Origin of the sequence: uncultured Veillonella sp., assembly GCF_900545795.1 — a bacterium.
Taxonomy (GTDB): Bacteria; Bacillota; Negativicutes; order Veillonellales; family Veillonellaceae; genus Veillonella_A.
Genome location: NZ_URAR01000014.1, coordinates 1 through 20,298, shown reverse-complemented (window position 1 = coordinate 20,298; position 20,298 = coordinate 1). Strand labels below are relative to the sequence as shown.

Genomic DNA, 20,298 nt, shown 5'->3' with positions numbered 1-20,298 from the left:
CTAAGAAACTCATTTCCTAGGGAATGAGTTTCTTTTTATAAATATATATTTGGAAAGGAGTCTATATGAGTGAGACCACATTTTCCCTACCTTTAGTACCCCTTCGTGGTATGGTAGTATTTCCAAAAGTTGAAGTGCGTCTTGAAATTGGGCGAGACAAGTCCATTCGCGCTGTTGAAGAAGCGATGGCTAATGACCGGCTCTTAGCTGTGTCAGCTCAATTGGACGATGAAATAGATAATCCTACTAAGGACGAAATTGCTGAAGTAGGTACGATTGTTAAAATTAAACAAATGCTTCGTTTACCTGGCGGTGTTGTGCGCATTTTAGTAGAGGGCATTACCCGTGCTAAAGTAGTTGATATTATTGAAGGGCCTGTATATTACGAAGCCACTATGGAAGCTGTTGTATCTGAATATGGTGACCAAGTGGAGACTGAAGCCTATCGTCGGTTAGCACAGTCTAATTTTATTAAGTGGGCGGAAGAGACTAAACTCGTTACTGATGATGAAATTCGCCGCGTTATGGAGCGTACTGACCCGTCAGAAACAGCTGACCAAATCGTTCAGTTCTTGCAAACTGAAATGGTAACACGTCAAAACTTCTTAAGTGAGCTCAATGTATTGCGCCGCTTGAATATGGTAGTAGGGGCTCTTAATACAGAGCTTCAAATTTCTGATTTAGAAAACTCTATCAATAATCAAGTTCGTCAGCAAATGGAGAAAGCGCAAAAGGAATACTTCTTGCGTGAAAAAATTCGTGTTATTCATAATGAATTAGGCGATAAATCTGACCCTGATGAAGAGGCTCAAGAGCTTCGTGAACAGTTGAGCAAAATCAAAGTAAGCGATGAAGTGCGGGAGCGCATTGAAAAAGAAATTAGTCGCTATAGCCGCATGCCATCTATGATGCCAGAGGCTAATATTTTGCGCAATTACTTAGATTGGGTATTAGCTCTGCCTTGGGATGTGGAGTCAGAAGACCGTCTTGAAATCGATGAGGCAAGCAAAATCTTAGATGCTGATCACTATGGCTTGAAAAAGGTTAAAGAACGCATTTTAGAGTTCTTAGCTGTTAGAAAATTATCAGACTCTCAAAGTGGCTCCATTCTTTGCTTAGTAGGGCCTCCAGGGGTTGGTAAAACATCCTTGGCCACATCTATTGCAAAGGCTATGAATCGCAAATTTATTCGCGCCTCCTTAGGTGGTGTTCGCGATGAAGCTGAAATTCGCGGTCATCGTCGCACCTATATTGGAGCTTTGCCAGGACGCATGATTCAAGGTTTGAAAAATGCAGGTACACGCAATCCTGTATTCTTGCTTGATGAAATTGATAAATTAGCTTCTGATTATAAAGGTGATCCATCATCTGCTTTATTAGAAGTGTTGGACCCTGAACAAAATAAATCCTTTAGCGATCATTTTATTGAACTGCCATTTGACTTCTCTGATGTATTTTGGATTACAACGGCCAATGTGCCAGGCAATATTCCAGGCCCTCTTATGGACCGCATGGAAGTAATCGAATTGTCTAGCTATATGGAAGATGAGAAATTAGAAATTGCTAAACGCTATTTAGTGCCAAAACAAATTAAGAAAAATGGCCTAACTGGTAAAGGTGTTAAATTATCTGATGCTGTATTGCGCAAAGTAATTTCCGAATATACTCGTGAAGCTGGGGTTCGTACATTAGAGAAAACTATCGCTAAGATTCTTCGTAAAGTAGCCTATGAAGTAGTAGGCGGAGCTGAAGCAGCACCAAAAGTGACTGTTAAGAATCTAGCTAAGTATTTAGGCGCGCCTATTTATTTAGAGCAAGAGCGCGAAAAAGCAGCACAAGTTGGTTTAGTTTGTGGCTTAGCATGGACGTCTGTAGGTGGTGTTGTACTACCTTGCGAAACCACGACTATGGCGGGGACTGGCAAACTAGCCTTAACTGGTAGTCTAGGCAAAGTTATGCAAGAATCTGGGCAAGCAGCGCTTTCTTATATTCGCCACAATGCAAAGGCCTTAGGCATTGCTGAAGATTTCCATAAAACCTTAGATATTCACGTTCATTTACCTGAAGGTGCTACACCTAAGGATGGTCCTTCGGCCGGCATTACGATGACTTTGGCCATCGTTTCAGCCCTTACGAATAAAAAAGTTCGCTCTGATTTGGCTATGACTGGTGAAATCACCCTTCGTGGCCGCGTACTTCCAATTGGGGGCTTAAAGGAAAAACTATTAGCGGCGCTTCGTTATGGCATTAAAGAAGTCTTTATTCCTCATGGCAATATTAAAGACCTAGAAGAAATGCCGGCTTCTGTTACAGAAGGCTTAACGATTACCCCGGTTAAAACTATGGACGATGTATTAGCAAGAGCGTTTGTAAAATGAAGAAGAAAAAGCAACTAAAACAACAGCCAAAACCAATGTATACGCGCAAGGCCCCAACGGGGCCGCGCATCATTGCGTCGCAATATGTGGCATCTGCTGTGCGGCCGGATCAATATCCAGAAGGCGATACAGTAGAAATTGCCTTCTTAGGCCGCTCCAATGTAGGGAAATCTTCATTGATTAATTCATTGTGCAATCATCGAGGTCTTGCCTTAGTGAGTGGACAACCAGGTAAAACCAAGACGATTAACTTCTTTTCTATTACGTCAAAAGAAGATATTAGTGAGGAAGAAGAGCGTCGTTTTGAGTGGTTCTTAGTAGACTTGCCAGGCTATGGTTATGCTAAGACAGATAAGAGTAATCGCAATATTTGGTCTTCTTTTATTGCCGATTATATTTTAAATTCTGAGCGTCTTATGTTACTATGTTTATTAGTAGATGCACGCCATCCTGAACTACCAATCGACCAAGAAGCCTTTAATTGGCTTCGCGAAGCAGGAGTGCCTTTACAGATTGTAGTGACGAAGACAGATAAGCTTAATAGCAAAGAAAAGCAACAAAGTCGACGTTTAATTAAAGACCAGTTCCCAACTGAGGAACCACCAATTTTTTATAGTTCATTAAAACATACGGGGCGCGAATTATTGCTAAACCGTATTAATCAAGTAATTTTGGGGGACGAGGAATGAGTTTGGCAAAAGAACAGCAAATATTAGCACAAGTACAAGCTGACCTAGTTAAGGTAGAGGCCTTTTTGGCCGAGTCTTTGCAGACTGGTTCTGAAGACTTTAATGAACTCATTCGACCATTGTCAGCAGCGGGAGGCAAGCGCTTGCGCGCTCGCCTCGCTCTTTTGATTGCTGGTGCTGGTGAGTCAAAAGAAAGTGAACGCGTTCCTATTGCAGCGGCCATAGAAATGCTTCATTTAGCTACATTGATTCATGATGATGTATTAGACCAAGCGGCCGTTCGCCGCGGGGTTCCTGCCATTCACTGCAGCAAGGGCAATAAGGTAGCCATTTTAAGTGGTGACTATTTATTTGCTAAAGCCTTTGACATTGTAGCCGATGTAGGCTCTGTGGCAGTATTAAAAGCATTTTCCTTTATCATTACCTCTTTAGTAGAAGGGGAGTTTATGCAAATGGAAGATGTATTTAAAGTGGATCAAGGTACAGATCGCTATTTAACTAAAACGCAGAAAAAAACAGCTGACTTCATAGAAGCGTGCATGGAAATTGGCGGCATTTTAGGCCAATGGCCGGCAGAGCAGATTGAAGCGTTGAAAAAATATGGTCATGGCGTAGGTATGGCCTTCCAAATTACTGATGATATTATGGATTACAGTGCTACGTCAGAAACTACAGGCAAGCCTGTAGGCAAAGATTTGAGAGAAGGCTTAATCACCTATCCATTGCTCAGCATCGTCACTGAGGCTAATAAAGAGGATGTCAGTTCCTATGTGCATGCCATTGCTGATGGGGCTGATGAAAATAAGCTCATCGATTTTGTAGTGGCACAAGGGGGCGTAACCAATGCGCTCAATTTAGAAGCCTCTTATGAGCAATTAGCTAGTGAAGGCTTAGCTGATTTACCTGAATTTCCAGGCAAATCTATGTTATATGATGTATTAAATTCCTTGGCTCATAGAAAGGTGTAATATATGGAATCGTTTCAGGTGAGAGATTTTAATGACCCGAAACGAAAACCTTCTTTAAATAGTGTAATCGCTCATAAAAAGCGTCTCAAAGCAGCACGAGCAGCTGGAGCTGATGAACTAGAGTCTACCAAAGCTCTAACTAGCGAAGTGGAGGACAATAACTCAGATTCTGTGAGTAAGGCCTTAGCTGAATCCAGTTATACGCCTACAGAAGAGCAAATTATGGCAGAAAGTAAGGCCATGTCCTTAGTGGGGCATTTAGGAGAACTTCGTAAGCGAATTATTATCAGTGTAATCGCTATTTTAGTTGGTTTTTGTGCGGCTTATTACTATGTAGATGATATTCTCGCAATTATTGTAGAACCAGCAGGAACCTTATACTATATGCGCCCAACAGAAGCCTTCTTTACTTATATGAAGGTGGCCTTTGTAGCTGGGGTGCTTTTAGCGAGTCCCATATGGCTCTATGAAATATGGGCCTTTATCATACCGGCATTAACTTTGCGAGAAAAGAATATTACGAATTGGTTTTTACCATTTGCAATTATTTTATTTTTTATTGGTATTGTTTTCTCCTATACATTAGTTTTGCCGGTGGCGATTAAATTTTTCATTGGCTTTGCTACTGATGAATTGCAACCGCTCTTTTCCATTGGTCAGTATTTAGATTTTGTCATATCATTTATCTTGCCTTTTGGCTTTATTTTTGAATTGCCTATAGTGATGATTATTATGGCAAAATTAAACTTAATTAGTTCTGAGTTTTTACGTTCAAAGCGCAAGTTTTTTATTTTTATTGCCTTTGTCATCGGTGGCGCCATATCGCCAACACCAGATATGTTTTCGCAAACCATGATAGCCTTGCCTATGATTATTCTCTATGAGATTTCTTTATTCCTAGTGCGCAAGGTAATGAAAAAATAAAATCTTAATTGACAGAGGCTCCTTATTTTCGCTATTATATAATTTAGATATAGAAATAAAAGCGAAGAAGAGGAAAAATTTTTTGAAACCGTCCCAGAGAGTGCTGAGTAGGTGGGAGCAGTACACGGCGTATGAGAAGGGTAGCCTTGGAGCTGAATTGATGAACTATGCTAAGTCATATGTTGGAAAGTATTTACATGAAGTACCTATTTTAGCGATGATGTAAGCCTATAGATTAGGTCTTACTACTTGGCAAGGCATTTAATAGTCAATTCCGGATAACTCCGTTAAGAGTAATGAGTGATTGCGAACGCAATAATCTAGGTGGTACCGCGGAAGTTTAGCCCTTTCGTCCTAATGGACGAGAGGGCTTTTTTATATGATTGATAAGATTCCGTATGAAGGCAAAAGCTATTATGTAATGCTGTTCATGCAAAGGACTCTTTAGTTAAACGAGGAGGAATAAGGGATGAGCGAGTTTAAAAATTTAGACACTTATAATCCAGGATCTATTGAGAAGAATTGGTATGAGTTTTGGGAAAAACAAGGATATTTTCACGAAGAAGTAGACACAAATAAAAAGCCCTTTAGTATTGTATTGCCACCGCCAAATGTAACGGGGCAATTACACATGGGCCATGCGTTAGATAATACATTGCAGGATATTTTAATCCGCTTTAAACGCATGCAAGGTTACAATGTACTATGGATGCCTGGTACTGACCATGCAGGTATTGCTACGCAAGTAAAAGTAGAAGAAAACTTACTTAAAACTGAGGGCAAAACTCGCTATGACTTAGGCCGTGAAGAATTTGTAAAACGCGTTTGGGATTGGAAAAAAGAGTATGGCAGTACCATCGTTAAGCAAATTAGAAGCTTAGGGGCTTCCTGTGACTGGGAACGAGAACGTTTTACTTTAGATGAAGGCTATTATAAAGCAGTGCGCGAAGTATTTGTTAGCCTCTATGAAAAGGGGCTTATCTATCGTGGCGAACGCATTACTAACTGGTGTCCAAGCTGTCACACGGCGCTTAGCGATATTGAAGTTGATCACAGTGACGAGCCAGGTCATTTCTGGTATATCAACTACCCTGTAGTAGGTGAAGAAGGTCGTTTTGTAACTATTGCTACCACTCGTCCAGAAACTATGTTTGGCGACGTGGCGGTAGCTGTTAATCCAGAAGATAGCCGTTACAAAGATATTATTGGTAAAACTTTATTATTGCCATTTATAAATCGCGAAATCCCTGTTATTGCTGATGAATATGTAGATCAAGACTTTGGTACAGGTTGCGTAAAAATTACACCAGCTCATGACCCTAATGACTTTGAAATGGGCCAACGTCACAATTTAGAATCCGTAGTGATTATGAATCTTGACGGTACTATGAATGAAAAGACTGGTCATTTCAATGGCTTAACTCGCGAGGCGGCACGTAAACAAGTAGTAGAAGAGCTTAAAGACCTAGGCTTACTTGTAAAAATTGAAGACCATGACCATAGTGTAGGCCATTGCTCTCGTTGTAAAACAATTGTAGAGCCACTTGTATCTAAACAATGGTTTGTTAAAATGGAGCCATTGGCTAAACCAGCTCTTGAAGTAGTAAAAGATAAATCCATCGAATTTGTACCTGAACGCTTTACTAAGACCTATACAAATTGGTTAGAAAGCATTCGCGATTGGTGTATTTCTCGACAGCTTTGGTGGGGCCATCGCATTCCTGCTTGGTACTGTGATAGTTGTGAGGAAGTAACGGTATCTCGTGAAGATATTACTACTTGTCCTCATTGCGGCGGCCATGTTCATCAAGATGGAGATGTGCTTGATACTTGGTTTAGCTCTGCTTTATGGCCATTTGCAACTATGGGTTGGCCAGAAAAAACTAAGGAATTAGAACAATGGTACCCAACCAGTGTAATGGTAACTGGTTACGATATTATCTTCTTCTGGGTAGCGCGTATGATTTTCACAGGCCTCGAGTTTAAACAGGAAATTCCATTTAAACATGTATTCATCCATGGCTTAGTTCGCGATAGCCAAGGCCGCAAAATGAGTAAATCCTTAGGCAATGGTATTAATCCATTAGACGTGATTGAAGAATTTGGTGCTGATGCGTTGCGTTTTACTTTAGTAACTGGTAATACGCCAGGCAATGATATGCGTTTTTACATGGAACGCGTAGAGGCAAATCGCAACTTTGCCAATAAAATTTGGAATGCAGCTAAATTTGTTATTATGAATCTTGATGAATATGATCCAAGCTTTGTGCCAACTGAGGAAGACTTTACATTGGCTGACCGCTGGATTATTGATAGTTATAATAAGGCAGTAAGTAATATTACAGCTAATCTTGAAAAATTTGAGCTTGGCGAAGCAGCTGGCGGCGTATATGACTTCATTTGGAATAGCTATTGCGACTGGTTTATCGAATTAGCTAAGCCACGTCTTTACAATAAAGAAGGTGGTCGTGACCGCGCTGTAGTTCAATACTTATTGGTTACCATTTTACGTCATATGCTTGAGTTGTTACATCCATTTATGCCATTCGTTACAGAACATATTTGGCAACACTTACCTCATGAAGGGGACAGCATTGTTATTGCGCCATGGCCTGAAGCATTGCCATTTGGAGACCAGAGTGTAGCTGCTGGGCAAATGAATGTCATGATGGATGCCATTAAAGGCATTCGCAATATGCGCGCTGAAATGAATGTTCCTATGGGCAAGCGCAGCGCTGTTATTTTAGCCGTTACTGATGAAGCCTTGCGTCCAATCGTAGAAGCACATAAAGATTACTTTAAAACTTTAGGGTGGGCTGAAACTGTAACTATTCTAGACGCTGATGACACTAAACCAGAAAATGCCACTGTTGCTGTAGTAAATGGTTTAGAGGCGTATTTATTGCTTAAAGACCTAATTGATGTAAGTAAAGAACGTGAGCGCTTGGCTAAAGAAAAAGCAACTCTTGAAAAAGAAGTAGCTCGCTTAGAAGGCAAATTAAATAATCCTGGCTTTACGGCTAAAGCACCAGCTGCTGTAGTGGAAAAAGAACAGGCTAAATTAGCTGAATACAAGCAAAAACAACAAGCCGTTATTGAGCGCGAAGAATTCTTAAAGACTTTGGAAGCGTAAGCTCCTAAAGTGAATGCAAGCGCAGAGACAATAGCAGCTACAAAATAGTTGTACAATTATATAATCATAAGTTTACAGGAGGCAGTTCATGACCTATGTAGAAGCAATAGCATATTTAGAACAATGTGCTTCTTTCGGAATAAAACCAGGTTTAGAACGAATTGAACGACTCTTACAGGCTTTAGGTAATCCTGAAAAAGCCTATAAAGTTGTTCATGTGACAGGTACGAATGGCAAGGGCTCTGTTACATCCTTTATAGCTTCTGTATTGACTTGTAGTGGACATAAGGTGGGGCGATATACATCGCCTCACTTAGTCAGTTATACGGAGCGATTTTGCGTAAATGGTGAGGCCATTTCGGAAATGCAATTTGCCGATTTAGTAGCTCGTCTTGAACCCGTAGTGGCTCGCCTTGTAGCAGAGGGGATGGAGAGTCCAACACAATTTGAAATTTTAACTGCATTAGGCTTTTTATACTTTAAAGAAGTTGGCGTTGACTATGCAGTCATTGAAGTCGGTTTAGGCGGATTGTTGGATTCGACGAATGTGGTGAATCCGTCGGTTTCAGTTATAACGAATGTAGCCATTGACCATCAAGATTATTGTGGCCGCACAATTCCTGAGATTGCGCGACATAAGGCAGGGATTATTAAATCTCGGCGTCCCGTAGTCACTACAGCCACTGGCGTGGCGTTAGAGATTATTAAAGAAAAAGCTGCTTTGGAATCAGCACCTCTATATGCAGTTGATACAGAAAGAGTTATTCAGTCTGTAGAACCTACTACAGAAGGGCAAATTGTAAGGATTAGAGATTTTGATAATCATCTAGAGACCTATGAAACAGCGCTTCGCGGCGCTCATCAAAGTCGTAATTTAGCCTGTGCTTTAGGAGCCTTATGGGTTTTGGCTAAAGAGGATTCATCTATTACTAAAGAGACTATTTTAAAGGGAATCAAAATGACTCGTTGGCCTGGTCGCTTTGAGGTAGTGCAAACTTTAGACCGACTTTTTATTTTAGATGGAGCTCATAATACTGATGGAGCTAAGGCCTTTGAGGAAACCTATGAAACCTGGTATCACAATAGGCCGAAAGCCTTGGTTATGGCCATCTTAAAGGATAAAGATGTGCAGGCGATGATTGGCCATATTGTAAAGCCTCAAGACCGAGTCATTACAGTGCCAGCGCCAACGCCAAGAAGTAGTGAGCCTGAAGAGTTAGCACAGCAAATGCCGGTTAAGTCTTGGGCAGCAGAGTCTGTTGCAGCAGGACTTGAAAAGGCTATGAAAGAGACACAGCCTAATGATATAATTGTAGTAGCAGGTTCATTATATATATTAGGGGAAGTCAAAGAGTGGCTGAGCGCCACACTTTCAAAAGTCCAGTAAAGGATGTATCTATGACAGATATACAAATTAATAACAAGGGAGAGAGACTACAGCAAATCATTACTCGTTTGCTCTATGCCGTAGTACTGGTCATGCCTTTATATCCATTAGGTGGTGATGTACTCGTCGTATTAGCCTTGCTATTAAGTGTGATTGATACTTTTAAATTTAGGCCTTTGTCGAGGCCTGTATCGTGGCTCCAATGGAGTGTATTAGGCTTTATGGGGTGGAGTTTACTCTCCTCCTTAGCGTCTTCTAAACCTTTGTTTACTACTTTTAGTTGGCTCTATAATGTGGGGATGTATGGAGCTATTTACTTTTTAACCTATCGCTATGTACGTGAGCCCCATCAATGGCGCATCTTTTTGCGCTTTTTCATGGTTGCTGCTGTACTGGTGTGCTTAGTTGGCATTTATCAATATATGCACACAACGATGGAACTCTTAGCACAGTGGGTTGATGCGGAGCACTTTCCGTTGTTGAAGCGCCGCATGTTTTCTACTCTGCAAAATCCTAATTTATTAGGTGAGTATTTGCTCGTAGTACTTTCCATAGCGGGGACGGGTATATTTCAAGGTTTACGAGAAAAACGTTGGCGTTTATTGGCGTGGATGGTACCGGCCGCACTCCTTTTCTTGGTGTGCATGACCTTGACTTACTCGCGCGGCATATGGCTTAGCTTTATGGCTGTTGTAGTGTATTGGGGCATAGCTATCGATCGCCGATTGCTTCTGTCCTTGTTAGTTATCCCTATCGTTCTTTTTTGCTATCATGGCGAGGTGGCTTCACGCTTGTGGTCCCTCTTTAATGGGGCGGACACATCGGCAAGTCTTCGTTGGGCTCTTTGGGATAGCACGACCTATATGATTGCAGATTATCCAATTTTAGGCATTGGCTGGGACGCGTTTTGGTTTGAGTATCCTCATTACAATTACTTTATTCAAGAGCCAGGCGTTATTATTTATCATGCCCATAATATGTTCTTAAACATGTTAGCTGAAATAGGCATTCCTGGTGCATTATTTTATTTTGCTGCCGTTTATGGTCATGCCGTTCATGCCTTGCGCTTGCCTAGAGCGACAATTAGCAATATTGTGAAATATGGGATTTGCGCTGTAGCCGTAGGTGTTACAGTGAGCGGTTTCTTTGATCATGATTTATTTAGTCATCAAATGTCAGTTGTTTTTTGGCAAGTATTAGGTTGGGCGTCGGCAGTTTTATACGCGTATAAGTTTGATAAAGTAAAAACTGACCAGAAAGAAGCGTTGGAGCATACCTTGCGAGAAAATAGTTAGTTATATAAAAATTTAATAAGAGAATTAGCTGGAATTTGAACTATAAAAAAGGAGTTTTATAGGATTTGTCGAATTATGTAAGTATATCTATATTTGTGTCATATATGGAACTTCATTCTATAGAATTAAGTTGAGTGGCTTCAATAATATATGAAAACTATATATAGAGTTTTTAGCAGTAATTGACTACTTATAGTATAAGTTCGTAAAACTTTAAAGGAGGATTGGAAAGATGACCAATATCCACGATCGTATTCAAAGTGAGTATCTGAAGTCTAAAGTTATGAGTGCGGAAGAGGCCGCTTTGTTGATCAACCCTAATGATAGAGTTGGTACAAGTGGGTTTACGCCATCAGGTTATCCAAAAGTAGTTACCATGGCACTGGCAAAGCGGATGGAAACAGAACCATTTAAAATTGATGTATGGTCTGGTGCTTCATTAGGTGAAGAAGTTGATGGAGTTCTAGCTCGCGTTGATGGTTTGCATCGACGCTATCCGTATCAGACAAATACTGATTTGCGCAATGCTATCAATTCAGGCAAAGTATTATATAGTGATTTACATTTAAGCCATATGGCGCAACAAATACGCTATGGTTTCTTCGATGAATGTGATGTAGCTATTATTGAGGCTGTATGCATTCGCGAAGATGGCGGCATCGTACCGACTACAGCAGTTGGTAATGCGACCACTTTTGTAAGTCGCGCAAAAAAAGTTATTGTAGAAATCAATGAAGTACAGTCTATGGGTTTGGTGGGCATGCATGATATTTATGAGCCACAGGATCCACCACATCGCCAACCTATTCCGATTTATAGTCCAAGTAATCGCATAGGAACACCATATATTCCTTGTGATCCAGAAAAAATCGTAGCCATTGTATATTCCGATGTGCCTGATGGAACAAGACCATTAGCGCCTATCGATGATGATGCAAAGGCTATGAGTCAGCACTTGATTGAATTCTTTGAACATGAAGTAAAGGCAGGGCGTCTTCCAGAAAATCTCTTGCCACTACAATCAGGTGTAGGTTCCGTAGCTAATGCCGTAGTTAGTGGATTAGCTCATGGACCATTTAAGAATCTCTCAATTTATACTGAAGTAATTCAAGATGGTATGTTTGATTTAATTGATGAAGGAAAAATTGAAATCATTTCAGGTACTTCCTTATCGCCATCACCAGCTGGTTTACAGCGTTTTTACGATAATATTGATGAGTATTCTAAAAAGATTATTCTGCGTCCTCAAGAGGTATCTAACTCGCCAGAAGTGGCGCGACGCCTCGGGGTTATCGCTATGAATACAGCCATTGAGTTTGACATCTTTGGCAATGTGAACTCCACGCATATTATGGGGAGTCGCATGATGAATGGCATTGGCGGTTCTGGTGACTTTACGCGCAATGCATATTTATCAATTTTCTGTACAAGTTCTATTGCTAAGCAAGGCGCTATTAGTTCAGTTGTGCCATTCTGCTCTCATATTGACCATACAGAGCATGATGTATTAGTATTCTGTACAGAACAAGGGATTGCTGATGTAAGAGGATTAGCACCTGTGGAACGAGCACGTCTTATCATTAAGAATTGTGCCCATCCTGATTACAAAGACATGTTAGAAGACTATTTAGAGCGCGCTATTGTGGAAAGTAAAAATGCGCATACGCCAATTCTATTGGATGAGGCATTGTCCTGGCATAAACGATTCCAAGATACAGGCTCTATGAAAAAGTAGTCGCGATTAGGAGGATGAAACAACATGGCTAATGACAATTTTAAAGCCAAACTAGCTGACTATGAGGCAGCATGTGAGAAAGTAACATCAAAATTTCCAGAGCGTAAAAATCTAACCTTTAATCGTCTTTACACACCAGTTGATGTGGATGGATTTGATTATGAAAAAGATTTAGGATTCCCTGGCGAGTATCCATATACTCGCGGTGTGCAGCCAACTATGTACCGCGGTCGTTTTTGGACTATGCGTATGTATGCAGGTTTTGCTACAGCTGAAGAATCTAATAAGCGTTATCGCTATCTTATCGAGTCTGGCGCGACTGGCCTTAGCTGTGCCTTTGACTTGCCAACCCAAATCGGCTACGATTCCGATGATGTTATGGCAGAAGGGGAAGTTGGTAAGGTAGGGGTTGCCATTGACTCCTTAAAGGATATGGAAATCTTATTTGATGGTATTGATCTTGGCAAAGTATCCACGTCGATGACTATTAATGCACCGGCGTCGGTTCTATTAGCTATGTATATTGCGGTGGCTGAAAAACAAGGTGTGCCAGCTAGTGAATTAAAAGGGACTATTCAAAATGATATCCTTAAAGAATATGCGGCTCGTGGTACTTATATTTTCCCACCAAAACCATCCATGCGTCTAATTACTAATATCTTTGAATACTGCTCTAAAAATGTGCCTAAATGGAATACAATTTCTATTTCTGGTTACCATATCCGCGAAGCTGGCTCTACAGCAGCGCAAGAAATTGCATTTACCATTGCTGATGGCATTGCTTATGTAGAAGCAGCCTTAGCTGCAGGCCTTGATGTAGATGACTTTGCAGGCCGCTTATCCTTCTTCTGGAACGCACATAACAATGTCCTAGAAGAAGTAGCTAAGTTCCGTGCATCCCGTCGCTTGTGGGCGCATATTATGAAGGAACGCTTTGGTGCGAAAAAAGCTAAATCTATGATGCTTCGCGTTCATACACAAACAGCAGGTTCTATGCTCACTGCGCAGCAAGTGGATAATAATATTGTTCGCGTAGCCCTTCAAACGGCAGCAGCTGTTATGGGTGGCACACAATCACTTCACACTAACTCCCGCGATGAAGCATTGGCACTTCCTACAGAAGAATCTGTACAAATTGCACTTCGCACGCAACAAATTGTAGCTTATGAGTCTGGTTTAGCCGACGTAGTTGACCCACTTGGTGGTTCCTACTATGTAGAAGCGATGACAAATGCTATTTATGATGAAGCTTTAGAATATATTCGAAAAATTGATGAAATGGGCGGTGCTGTGGCAGCCATTGAACAAGGATATATTCAAAAAGAAATTCAAGAGTCTGCTTATAAATGGCAGATGGAAGTGGAATCAGGGCTTCGCACTATTGTAGGGGTTAATAAATTCCAAGTTGAAGAAAAGCCAGCGGAAGGTTTAATGCGCGTTGATGCGGCAGTAGGTAAAAATCAATCTATGAAGACCCAACAAGTTCGTGAAGCGCGTGATAATGATGCTGTAAATGCGGCACTAGCTGCATTAAAAGCAGGCGCACAAGATGAATCTATTAACTTGATGCCACTTATTTTAGATGCTGTACGCACATATGCCACATTAGGTGAAATTTGTAATGTACTTCGTGAAGTATTTGGTGAATATCAAGCGCATTCCACTTTATAATTTGGAGGGACAATCATGGTAGAACAACGAATTCGTGTATTAGTAGCTAAACCAGGTTTAGATGGACATGACCGCGGAGCAAAGGTAGTGGCTCGCGCGCTTCGCGATGCGGGTTTTGAAGTCATTTACACGGGGCTTCGTCAAACTCCTGAGCAGATAGTGGAAGCAGCCTTATCTGAAGACGTAAATGTAGTGGCTCTCAGTTTATTATCGGGCGCACATAATACATTATTCCCTAAAATCGTAAATTTATTGAGAGAAAAAGGCATGGGCGAAGTCCTTGTTATTGGCGGTGGTGTTATTCCTGATGCTGATATTCCAGGTCTAAAAGCAGCTGGTGTGGCAGAAGTTTTTACACCAGGTACTCCAACGAGCGACATCATTGATTTCGTCAAAGCCCATGTATAAATTGGTGTAAGGCAATGCAGGCTCGAATGAATAGTTCGAGCCTGTGTAGTTTATATAAGGCGGTGTAATTATGGATTTAATCGCCGAGCTGTTTAAAGGCTCACGATTGGCTCTAGCGAGAGCCATTACAGCAGTGGAAAGTGAATATGATAGTGCCAGTGAGATTATGAAGGCTATTTATCCTAAGACTGGACGCGCTCAAATTTTAGGTATTACGGGTGCGCCTGGTGCTGGTAAGAGTACTTTGACCGATAAAATTGTTAAGCAATACCTAAAGGCTGGTAAAAAAATTGGCATTATTGCGGTGGACCCTACGAGTCCATTTTCTGGTGGAGCCATTTTAGGGGATCGCATCCGCATGAACGATTTAACCTTAAATCCCAATGTCTTTATTCGCAGTATGGGCACTCGTGGCAGTTTAGGCGGTTTATCCCGCAAGACGTCTGATGTGGCTAAATTGATGGATGCCTTTGGCATGGATTTAATTATTATTGAGACTGTTGGGGTAGGCCAATCAGAAGTAGATATTGTAAAAAGTGCTGATACTACGCTAGTGGTCCTCGTGCCAGGTTTAGGTGATGACATTCAAGCGATTAAGGCTGGCATTCTTGAAATTGGTGATGTATTCGCCATAAATAAGGCTGACCGTGATGGTTGTGACAAACTCAATGTAGAAATTGAAATGATGCTTGATTTAGATGGCCGTCCACGAACTTGGAGACCACCGATTAATCGTACTGTAGCTAGCCGTGATGAAGGCGTGACTGAGTTGATTGAATCCTTGGAATCTCATTTTGACCATTTGCGCCAAACTGGAGAATTAAAAACTCGCCGTCAAGCCCGTACAAGAGATGAGATTCTTGGCATGTTAGAAGAACAAATTGGCCGTTTTGTGAGTCAAACTATTGTGCCAAGTGAAACCTTTACTAAAGGCTTGGCAGAAGTAGAGGCACGCACAAGCGATCCGTATAGCTTAGTTAATTCCTTAGTGGCAAAAATATTTCCTCAGAGTGTATAGCATTACTTCTTTAGGAGTTTGCATATATAATCATTTTGCATTACTATACTCTATAGTCTTTTGAAAATTGTTCTATAAAACTGTAATTAATGGTAAAATAGACGTATAGAATTTAAGTGAGGAGCGTGGAAACATGGCTTTTAAAGTATTACAGGTGGACCATATTGGTATCGCTGTAGCGAATTTAGACGAGACAAAAGACTTCTATAAGAACATTTTAGGCATGGAACACTTGCCAGAAGATGAAGTAGTAGAAGAGCAAAAAGTAAAAGTTAGCTTTTTCCCTCTAGGTGACGCAGAGCTTGAGTTTTTAGAAACTACTGAAGTAGATGGCCCAATTGGTCGTTACATTGAAAAAAATGGTGGGCGTAATGGGATTCAACATATTGCCCTTCGCGTGGACAATATTGAAAATGCCATCGCTGATTTAATGGCAAAAGGCGTGCGCATGATTGATGAAAAGCCACGTTATGGAGCCGGCGGATCTGCTATTGCTTTTATTCATCCTAAAGCAACAGGTGGCGTCTTAGTTGAGCTTTGCCAACGCATGAATTAAGAGAACATATATTATTTGTTAGGCTGTGTGCAACATTACACCTAATAATCAATATAAAACAAAAGTAAGATATATTAATGGAGGTACAGTAATGGCAACAGTCCAAGAGAAGATTGCTTTATTACATGAGAAACTTGAGACTATCAAATTAGGCGGCGGTGAAAAGCGCATTGCCCAACAGCATAGTAAAGGCAAGATGACTGCGCGGGAGCGCCTTGCAAAATTATTTGATCCAAATAGCTTTGTTGAAATTGATCAATTTGTTAAACATCGCTGTGTTAATTTTGGTCAAGATAAAAAAGAGTTACCTGGTGAAGGTGTTGTCACTGGCTATGGTACTATTGATGGTCGTTTAGTATATGCATTTGCGCAAGATTTCACCGTAGAAGGTGGTTCTCTTGGTGAAATGCATGCGGCTAAAATTGTTAAAGTACAACAATTAGCCATGAAGATGGGAGCTCCTATTATCGGCATTAATGACTCTGGTGGAGCGCGTATCCAGGAAGCGGTAGATGCTTTATCTGGCTTTGGTAAGATTTTCTTCCAAAATACAGCTGCCTCCGGTGTTATCCCACAAATTTCTGTTATCATGGGACCATGTGCAGGTGGGGCCGTATATTCTCCAGCTATTACTGACTTTATTTACATGGTTAAGAATACATCCCAAATGTTTATTACCGGTCCAGCGGTTATTAAGTCTGTAACAGCAGAAGAAGTAACAGCAGAGGATCTTGGTGGTGCGATGGCTCATAATGCTGTATCTGGGGTGGCACATTTTGCAGCAGAAGACGAAGATGATTGCTTAGAGCAGATTCGTTACTTGTTGACATTCTTACCAAGCAATAATATGGAAGATGCACCACTTGTTGAGACTGGTGACAGCCCAACACGTGCTGATGAAGCATTGAACTCCATGCTACCAGACAATAGTAATATGGCATACAATATGCTAGATATTATTGCTAATGTAGTAGACAATGGCGAATATTATGAAGTACAGCCATTCTATGCGACAAATATCATCACTTGCTTTGCCCGTTTTGATGGTCAAAGCGTAGGTATTATTGCAAGCCAACCAAAGGTTATGGCCGGCTGTTTAGATATTAACGCATCCGATAAATGTGCTCGTTTCATTCGCTTCTGTGATGCTTTTAATATTCCACTTGTTACTTTTGTTGACGTACCAGGCTTCTTGCCAGGGACTAATCAAGAGTGGGGCGGTATTATTCGTCACGGCGCTAAAATGCTCTATGCATACTCTGAAGCAACTGTGCCAAAAGTGACTGTAATTACTCGTAAAGCATATGGCGGTGCGTATATTGCTATGTGCTCCCAACATTTAGGAGCAGACCAAGTATTTGCATGGCCAACAGCTGAAATTGCAGTAATGGGGCCTGCAGGGGCAGCCAATATTATCTTCAAACGCGATGAAGATAAAGAGGCTAAAACAGCTCAATATGTAGAAGAATTTGCTACTCCTTATAAAGCAGCTGAGCGTGGCTATGTAGACTCTGTTATTGAACCAAAAGAAACGCGCCCAACCATTATTCGCTCCCTTGCAATGTTAGCAAGTAAACGTGAAAATAGACCACCTAAGAAACATGGCAATATTCCATTATAATTAGTCGTCTGTTATTACGAATAAGAAGGGAAGCACCATATGGACATTCAAAACTTGCTGATTGCATTGGTAGGTGTGATTGTGCTCTATATTATTGTAAAGATGGTAAAGCGCAATCAATCCAGTGCGCCAGCGTCTACTGATGAAGCAACTGCTTCGAATACGGCTGAGACTGCAAATGCTGTAGCAGAACCTACAACAACTGCAAATCCAGCACAAGAGGAGGAAGTTATGGCTGTTATTGCCGCTACTGTAGCAATGCAAGAAGAAGAGGTCATTGCGGTTATCGCTGCAGCTGTAGCAGCTATGGGCTATGACTCTGATCAAATAGCCTCAATTAGACCGGCAAAACTTAAAAATTGGACATTAGAAGCTCGATTAAGTGGCAGATGTCAAGGTTAATCACAGGAGGATTAAGATGAAAAAATTTGTTATTACTGTTAATGGTACTGCATATGATGTAGAAGTTAATGAAGTAGGCGGGACTTCTGTGGCTCCAGCAGCTCCAGTGGCTCCAGCGCCTCGTCCAGCTGCAACTGCTCCAGTAGCAGCGCCAGCACCTGCTCCAGCTGCGGCTCCAGCTCCAGCACCTGCAGCAGCACCAGCTAAGGCTGTTCCAGCCGGCGCGTTCAGCGTTAATTCTCCTATGCCTGGTAAAATTATTTCTGTAGCAGTAAAAGCAGGTGACACTGTAAGTGCTAATACAGTAGTATGTATTTTAGAAGCAATGAAAATGCAAAATGAAATCGTGGCACAAAAAGACGGCGTAGTTGCTGATGTACGCGTAGCAGCCAACCAGTCTGTTAAAGCTGGCGAAGCACTTGTTGTAATCGAGTAATTGTCGTCGATTGGTAAAATTGAGCGCTTGATTTCAATTGACTAAATGAGGGGGACATTACTCGCAGTAATGTCTCCCTATTTTTATAGGTGGATAGGTGAGGATTTGCATGGTGTAGGAGGGCTTTTTATGAGTTCGCTATTTGTTGAATATCCTTGGCTAAATGAGTTATTAATGGGCTTTACAGGCTTCCATTGGGGCCATTTAGTTATGCTTTGTATTGGCGGCCTGCTTATTTTCTTGGCAGCGCGCTATGATTATGAACCAGTACTTTTATTACCTATGGGCTTTGGCTGTATGTTGGCCAATATTCCATTTTCCTCGGCCGTATCAGAAGAGGCCGGCGCAGTAGGCTTTTTGATCACTCTGTATCAATCAGGTATTGCTAATGAATTATTCCCTGTACTTATTTTTATTGCCATTGGTGCTATGTGTGATTTTACACCGCTTATGCGTAGACCGTCTGTTATGCTCTTTGCTGCAGCCGCTCAATTTGGTATCTTTGCAACTGCAATTGGGGCAGCGTTATTAGGCTTTGACTATATTCATGCAGCAGCTATTTCTATTATTGGCGCTGCTGATGGTCCGACTACGATTTATGTAGCCTCTCGCCATGCTGTTGATATGCTGGGACCTTTATCGGTTGCTGCTTATTGCTATATGTCTTTAGTGCCAGTAATTCAACCGCCTGTAATTCGTGCGATTACGTCTAAAAAAGAACGCCAAATTCGCATGGATTTTGAAGAAGAAAAACCAGTAAGTAAAATGGCAAAAGTATTATTCCCTATTATGATTACTATCATTGCAGGGATTGTGGCACCTATTTCGGTAGCACTTATTGGGGCCTTGATGTTTGGTAATTTATTGAAAGAGTCTGGTGTAACCGACTCTTTATCCCAAGCGGCACAAAATGAACTATCTAATTTGGTTACTTTAGTTCTTGGTATTACCGTAGGTTCTACTATGACGGCGGATAATTTCTTGACCTTTGACGTATTTAAAATTCTTTGCCTTGGTGCAGTAGCCTTCGTATTTGATACAGTGGGCGGCATCATGTTCGCTAAGTTATATAACGTCTTTGCTAAGAAGAAAATTAATCCAATGATTGGTGCTTGTGGTATTTCCGCATTCCCTATGTCTGGCCGTGTAGTTGCTAAAATGGCATTGAAAGAAGATAATACAAACTTCATCATTCAGCATGCTATTTGTGTGAACGTAGCTGGACAAATTGCCTCCGTTGTAGCTGGTGGTTTAGTATTAGCTTTAATTCCTGCGCTTAGTCAATTGATTGCGCGTTAATAGAGGAGGGTATACGATGACTGATGTAGAAGCAGCTGTATTGCAAATGTGTATTGCTTTACCCGTAATGTTTTTCGTAATTTGTGGTTTTATTTTAGCTACGAAAGCATTGGTAAATTTATTCCCAGAAAAAGATGCGTAAAAAATAACATATCCACCTGAAGTTAGTCCCCTAAAGCAAGTATGAATAATATACTTGTTTTAGGGGATTTTTGTGATCTTAGTGTAAGGTAAGGAGTAAAATGAAGGTAGGTATTGAAAGTTAGGTGAGGTAAGGTAAGTTAAGTTAAGTTAAGACTATAAGGTCTAGATAAAGTATAAGATAGAAGTAAAGTTAGAAGTAAAGTTAGAAGTAAAGTTAGAAGTAAAGTTAGAAGT

The 20,298-nt window shown here is 41.0% G+C and carries 17 protein-coding genes and 1 other annotated feature; all 17 genes read left to right on the top strand.

The features are described 5' to 3' along the window. The first annotated feature begins 65 nt into the window (after positions 1-65). The 17 genes from lon (at position 66) to QZR90_RS07185 (ending at position 20,062) form a co-directional block, all read left to right on the top strand. A complete protein-coding gene (gene lon, locus QZR90_RS07265) occupies positions 66-2,378 on the top strand; it encodes an endopeptidase La (RefSeq protein ID WP_295790310.1) in 2,313 nt (770 codons plus the stop codon). Further along, the gene (gene yihA / locus QZR90_RS07260) at positions 2,375-3,067 is read left to right on the top strand and encodes a ribosome biogenesis GTP-binding protein YihA/YsxC (RefSeq protein ID WP_295790306.1); all 693 of its coding nucleotides are present in this window, start codon (positions 2,375-2,377) and stop codon (positions 3,065-3,067) included. The genes lon and yihA overlap by 4 nt, the downstream gene beginning before the upstream one ends. Then, the gene (locus QZR90_RS07255) at positions 3,064-4,035 is read left to right on the top strand and encodes a polyprenyl synthetase family protein (protein WP_295790304.1); all 972 of its coding nucleotides are present in this window, start codon (positions 3,064-3,066) and stop codon (positions 4,033-4,035) included. Before yihA ends, QZR90_RS07255 begins: the two co-directional genes overlap by 4 nt. A gap of 3 nt (positions 4,036-4,038) precedes the next feature. Beyond that, complete coding sequence (gene tatC / locus QZR90_RS07250; RefSeq protein ID WP_295790302.1) at positions 4,039-4,959, top strand: twin-arginine translocase subunit TatC; 921 nt, start codon at positions 4,039-4,041, stop codon at positions 4,957-4,959. Between the two features lie 55 nt (positions 4,960-5,014). After that, positions 5,015-5,319 (top strand) — a binding site (T-box leader). A 109-nt stretch (positions 5,320-5,428) separates the two neighbouring features. Next, a complete protein-coding gene (locus tag QZR90_RS07245; RefSeq protein WP_295790301.1) occupies positions 5,429-8,092 on the top strand; it encodes a valine--tRNA ligase in 2,664 nt (887 codons plus the stop codon). Between the two features lie 88 nt (positions 8,093-8,180). Next, positions 8,181-9,479 (top strand): folylpolyglutamate synthase/dihydrofolate synthase family protein, encoded by a 1,299-nt coding sequence (locus QZR90_RS07240; RefSeq protein ID WP_295790300.1) that lies wholly within the window; start codon positions 8,181-8,183, stop codon positions 9,477-9,479. Positions 9,480-9,490: 11 nt separating this feature from the next. Next, positions 9,491-10,774, top strand: a complete 1,284-nt coding sequence (locus tag QZR90_RS07235) for an O-antigen ligase (protein WP_295790297.1) — start codon at positions 9,491-9,493, stop codon at positions 10,772-10,774. Positions 10,775-11,006: 232 nt separating this feature from the next. Continuing rightward, a complete protein-coding gene (locus QZR90_RS07230) occupies positions 11,007-12,509 on the top strand; it encodes an acetyl-CoA hydrolase/transferase family protein (RefSeq protein WP_295790295.1) in 1,503 nt (500 codons plus the stop codon). Positions 12,510-12,533: 24 nt separating this feature from the next. Then, positions 12,534-14,180, top strand: a complete 1,647-nt coding sequence (locus QZR90_RS07225) for a methylmalonyl-CoA mutase (protein WP_295790293.1) — start codon at positions 12,534-12,536, stop codon at positions 14,178-14,180. A gap of 15 nt (positions 14,181-14,195) precedes the next feature. Beyond that, positions 14,196-14,588, top strand: coding sequence for a cobalamin B12-binding domain-containing protein (locus QZR90_RS07220; protein ID WP_295790291.1), 393 nt, complete (start codon positions 14,196-14,198; stop codon positions 14,586-14,588). 70 nt (positions 14,589-14,658) lie between these two features. Further along, complete coding sequence (gene meaB, locus QZR90_RS07215) at positions 14,659-15,606, top strand: methylmalonyl Co-A mutase-associated GTPase MeaB (protein ID WP_295790289.1); 948 nt, start codon at positions 14,659-14,661, stop codon at positions 15,604-15,606. 133 nt (positions 15,607-15,739) lie between these two features. Next, the gene (mce, locus tag QZR90_RS07210) at positions 15,740-16,162 is read left to right on the top strand and encodes a methylmalonyl-CoA epimerase (protein WP_295790288.1); all 423 of its coding nucleotides are present in this window, start codon (positions 15,740-15,742) and stop codon (positions 16,160-16,162) included. A 91-nt stretch (positions 16,163-16,253) separates the two neighbouring features. After that, positions 16,254-17,783 carry a carboxyl transferase domain-containing protein gene (locus QZR90_RS07205; RefSeq protein WP_295790286.1) on the top strand — a complete coding sequence of 510 codons (1,530 nt, stop codon included), beginning with the start codon at positions 16,254-16,256 and terminating at the stop codon, positions 17,781-17,783. Positions 17,784-17,822: 39 nt separating this feature from the next. After that, positions 17,823-18,185 (top strand): hypothetical protein, encoded by a 363-nt coding sequence (locus QZR90_RS07200; RefSeq protein WP_295790284.1) that lies wholly within the window; start codon positions 17,823-17,825, stop codon positions 18,183-18,185. Positions 18,186-18,201: 16 nt separating this feature from the next. Continuing rightward, a complete protein-coding gene (locus QZR90_RS07195; RefSeq protein WP_295790281.1) occupies positions 18,202-18,621 on the top strand; it encodes a biotin/lipoyl-containing protein in 420 nt (139 codons plus the stop codon). A gap of 129 nt (positions 18,622-18,750) precedes the next feature. After that, the gene (locus tag QZR90_RS07190) at positions 18,751-19,920 is read left to right on the top strand and encodes a sodium ion-translocating decarboxylase subunit beta (protein WP_295790279.1); all 1,170 of its coding nucleotides are present in this window, start codon (positions 18,751-18,753) and stop codon (positions 19,918-19,920) included. Positions 19,921-19,936: 16 nt separating this feature from the next. After that, entirely contained in the window at positions 19,937-20,062 is a 126-nt protein-coding gene (locus QZR90_RS07185; RefSeq protein WP_295790277.1) for a hypothetical protein, read from the top strand. Positions 20,063-20,298 lie beyond the last annotated feature (236 nt).

Excerpts from the sequence above, each read along its gene's own strand:
- QZR90_RS07195 (WP_295790281.1), top strand. The coding sequence starts at position 18,202 with ATGAAAAAATTTGTTATTACTGTTAATGGTACTGCATATGATGTAGAA.
- QZR90_RS07200 (WP_295790284.1), top strand. The coding sequence starts at position 17,823 with ATGGACATTCAAAACTTGCTGATTGCATTGGTAGGTGTGATTGTGCTC.
- QZR90_RS07230 (WP_295790295.1), top strand. The coding sequence starts at position 11,007 with ATGACCAATATCCACGATCGTATTCAAAGTGAGTATCTGAAGTCTAAA.
- mce (WP_295790288.1), top strand. The coding sequence starts at position 15,740 with ATGGCTTTTAAAGTATTACAGGTGGACCATATTGGTATCGCTGTAGCG.
- tatC (WP_295790302.1), top strand. The coding sequence starts at position 4,039 with ATGGAATCGTTTCAGGTGAGAGATTTTAATGACCCGAAACGAAAACCT.
- QZR90_RS07225 (WP_295790293.1), top strand. The coding sequence starts at position 12,534 with ATGGCTAATGACAATTTTAAAGCCAAACTAGCTGACTATGAGGCAGCA.
- lon (WP_295790310.1), top strand. The coding sequence starts at position 66 with ATGAGTGAGACCACATTTTCCCTACCTTTAGTACCCCTTCGTGGTATG.
- QZR90_RS07240 (WP_295790300.1), top strand. The coding sequence starts at position 8,181 with ATGACCTATGTAGAAGCAATAGCATATTTAGAACAATGTGCTTCTTTC.
- QZR90_RS07245 (WP_295790301.1), top strand. The coding sequence starts at position 5,429 with ATGAGCGAGTTTAAAAATTTAGACACTTATAATCCAGGATCTATTGAG.
- QZR90_RS07190 (WP_295790279.1), top strand. The coding sequence starts at position 18,751 with ATGAGTTCGCTATTTGTTGAATATCCTTGGCTAAATGAGTTATTAATG.
- QZR90_RS07205 (WP_295790286.1), top strand. The coding sequence starts at position 16,254 with ATGGCAACAGTCCAAGAGAAGATTGCTTTATTACATGAGAAACTTGAG.
- meaB (WP_295790289.1), top strand. The coding sequence starts at position 14,659 with ATGGATTTAATCGCCGAGCTGTTTAAAGGCTCACGATTGGCTCTAGCG.
- QZR90_RS07255 (WP_295790304.1), top strand. The coding sequence starts at position 3,064 with ATGAGTTTGGCAAAAGAACAGCAAATATTAGCACAAGTACAAGCTGAC.
- yihA (WP_295790306.1), top strand. The coding sequence starts at position 2,375 with ATGAAGAAGAAAAAGCAACTAAAACAACAGCCAAAACCAATGTATACG.
- QZR90_RS07185 (WP_295790277.1), top strand. The coding sequence starts at position 19,937 with ATGACTGATGTAGAAGCAGCTGTATTGCAAATGTGTATTGCTTTACCC.
- QZR90_RS07220 (WP_295790291.1), top strand. The coding sequence starts at position 14,196 with ATGGTAGAACAACGAATTCGTGTATTAGTAGCTAAACCAGGTTTAGAT.
- QZR90_RS07235 (WP_295790297.1), top strand. The coding sequence starts at position 9,491 with ATGACAGATATACAAATTAATAACAAGGGAGAGAGACTACAGCAAATC.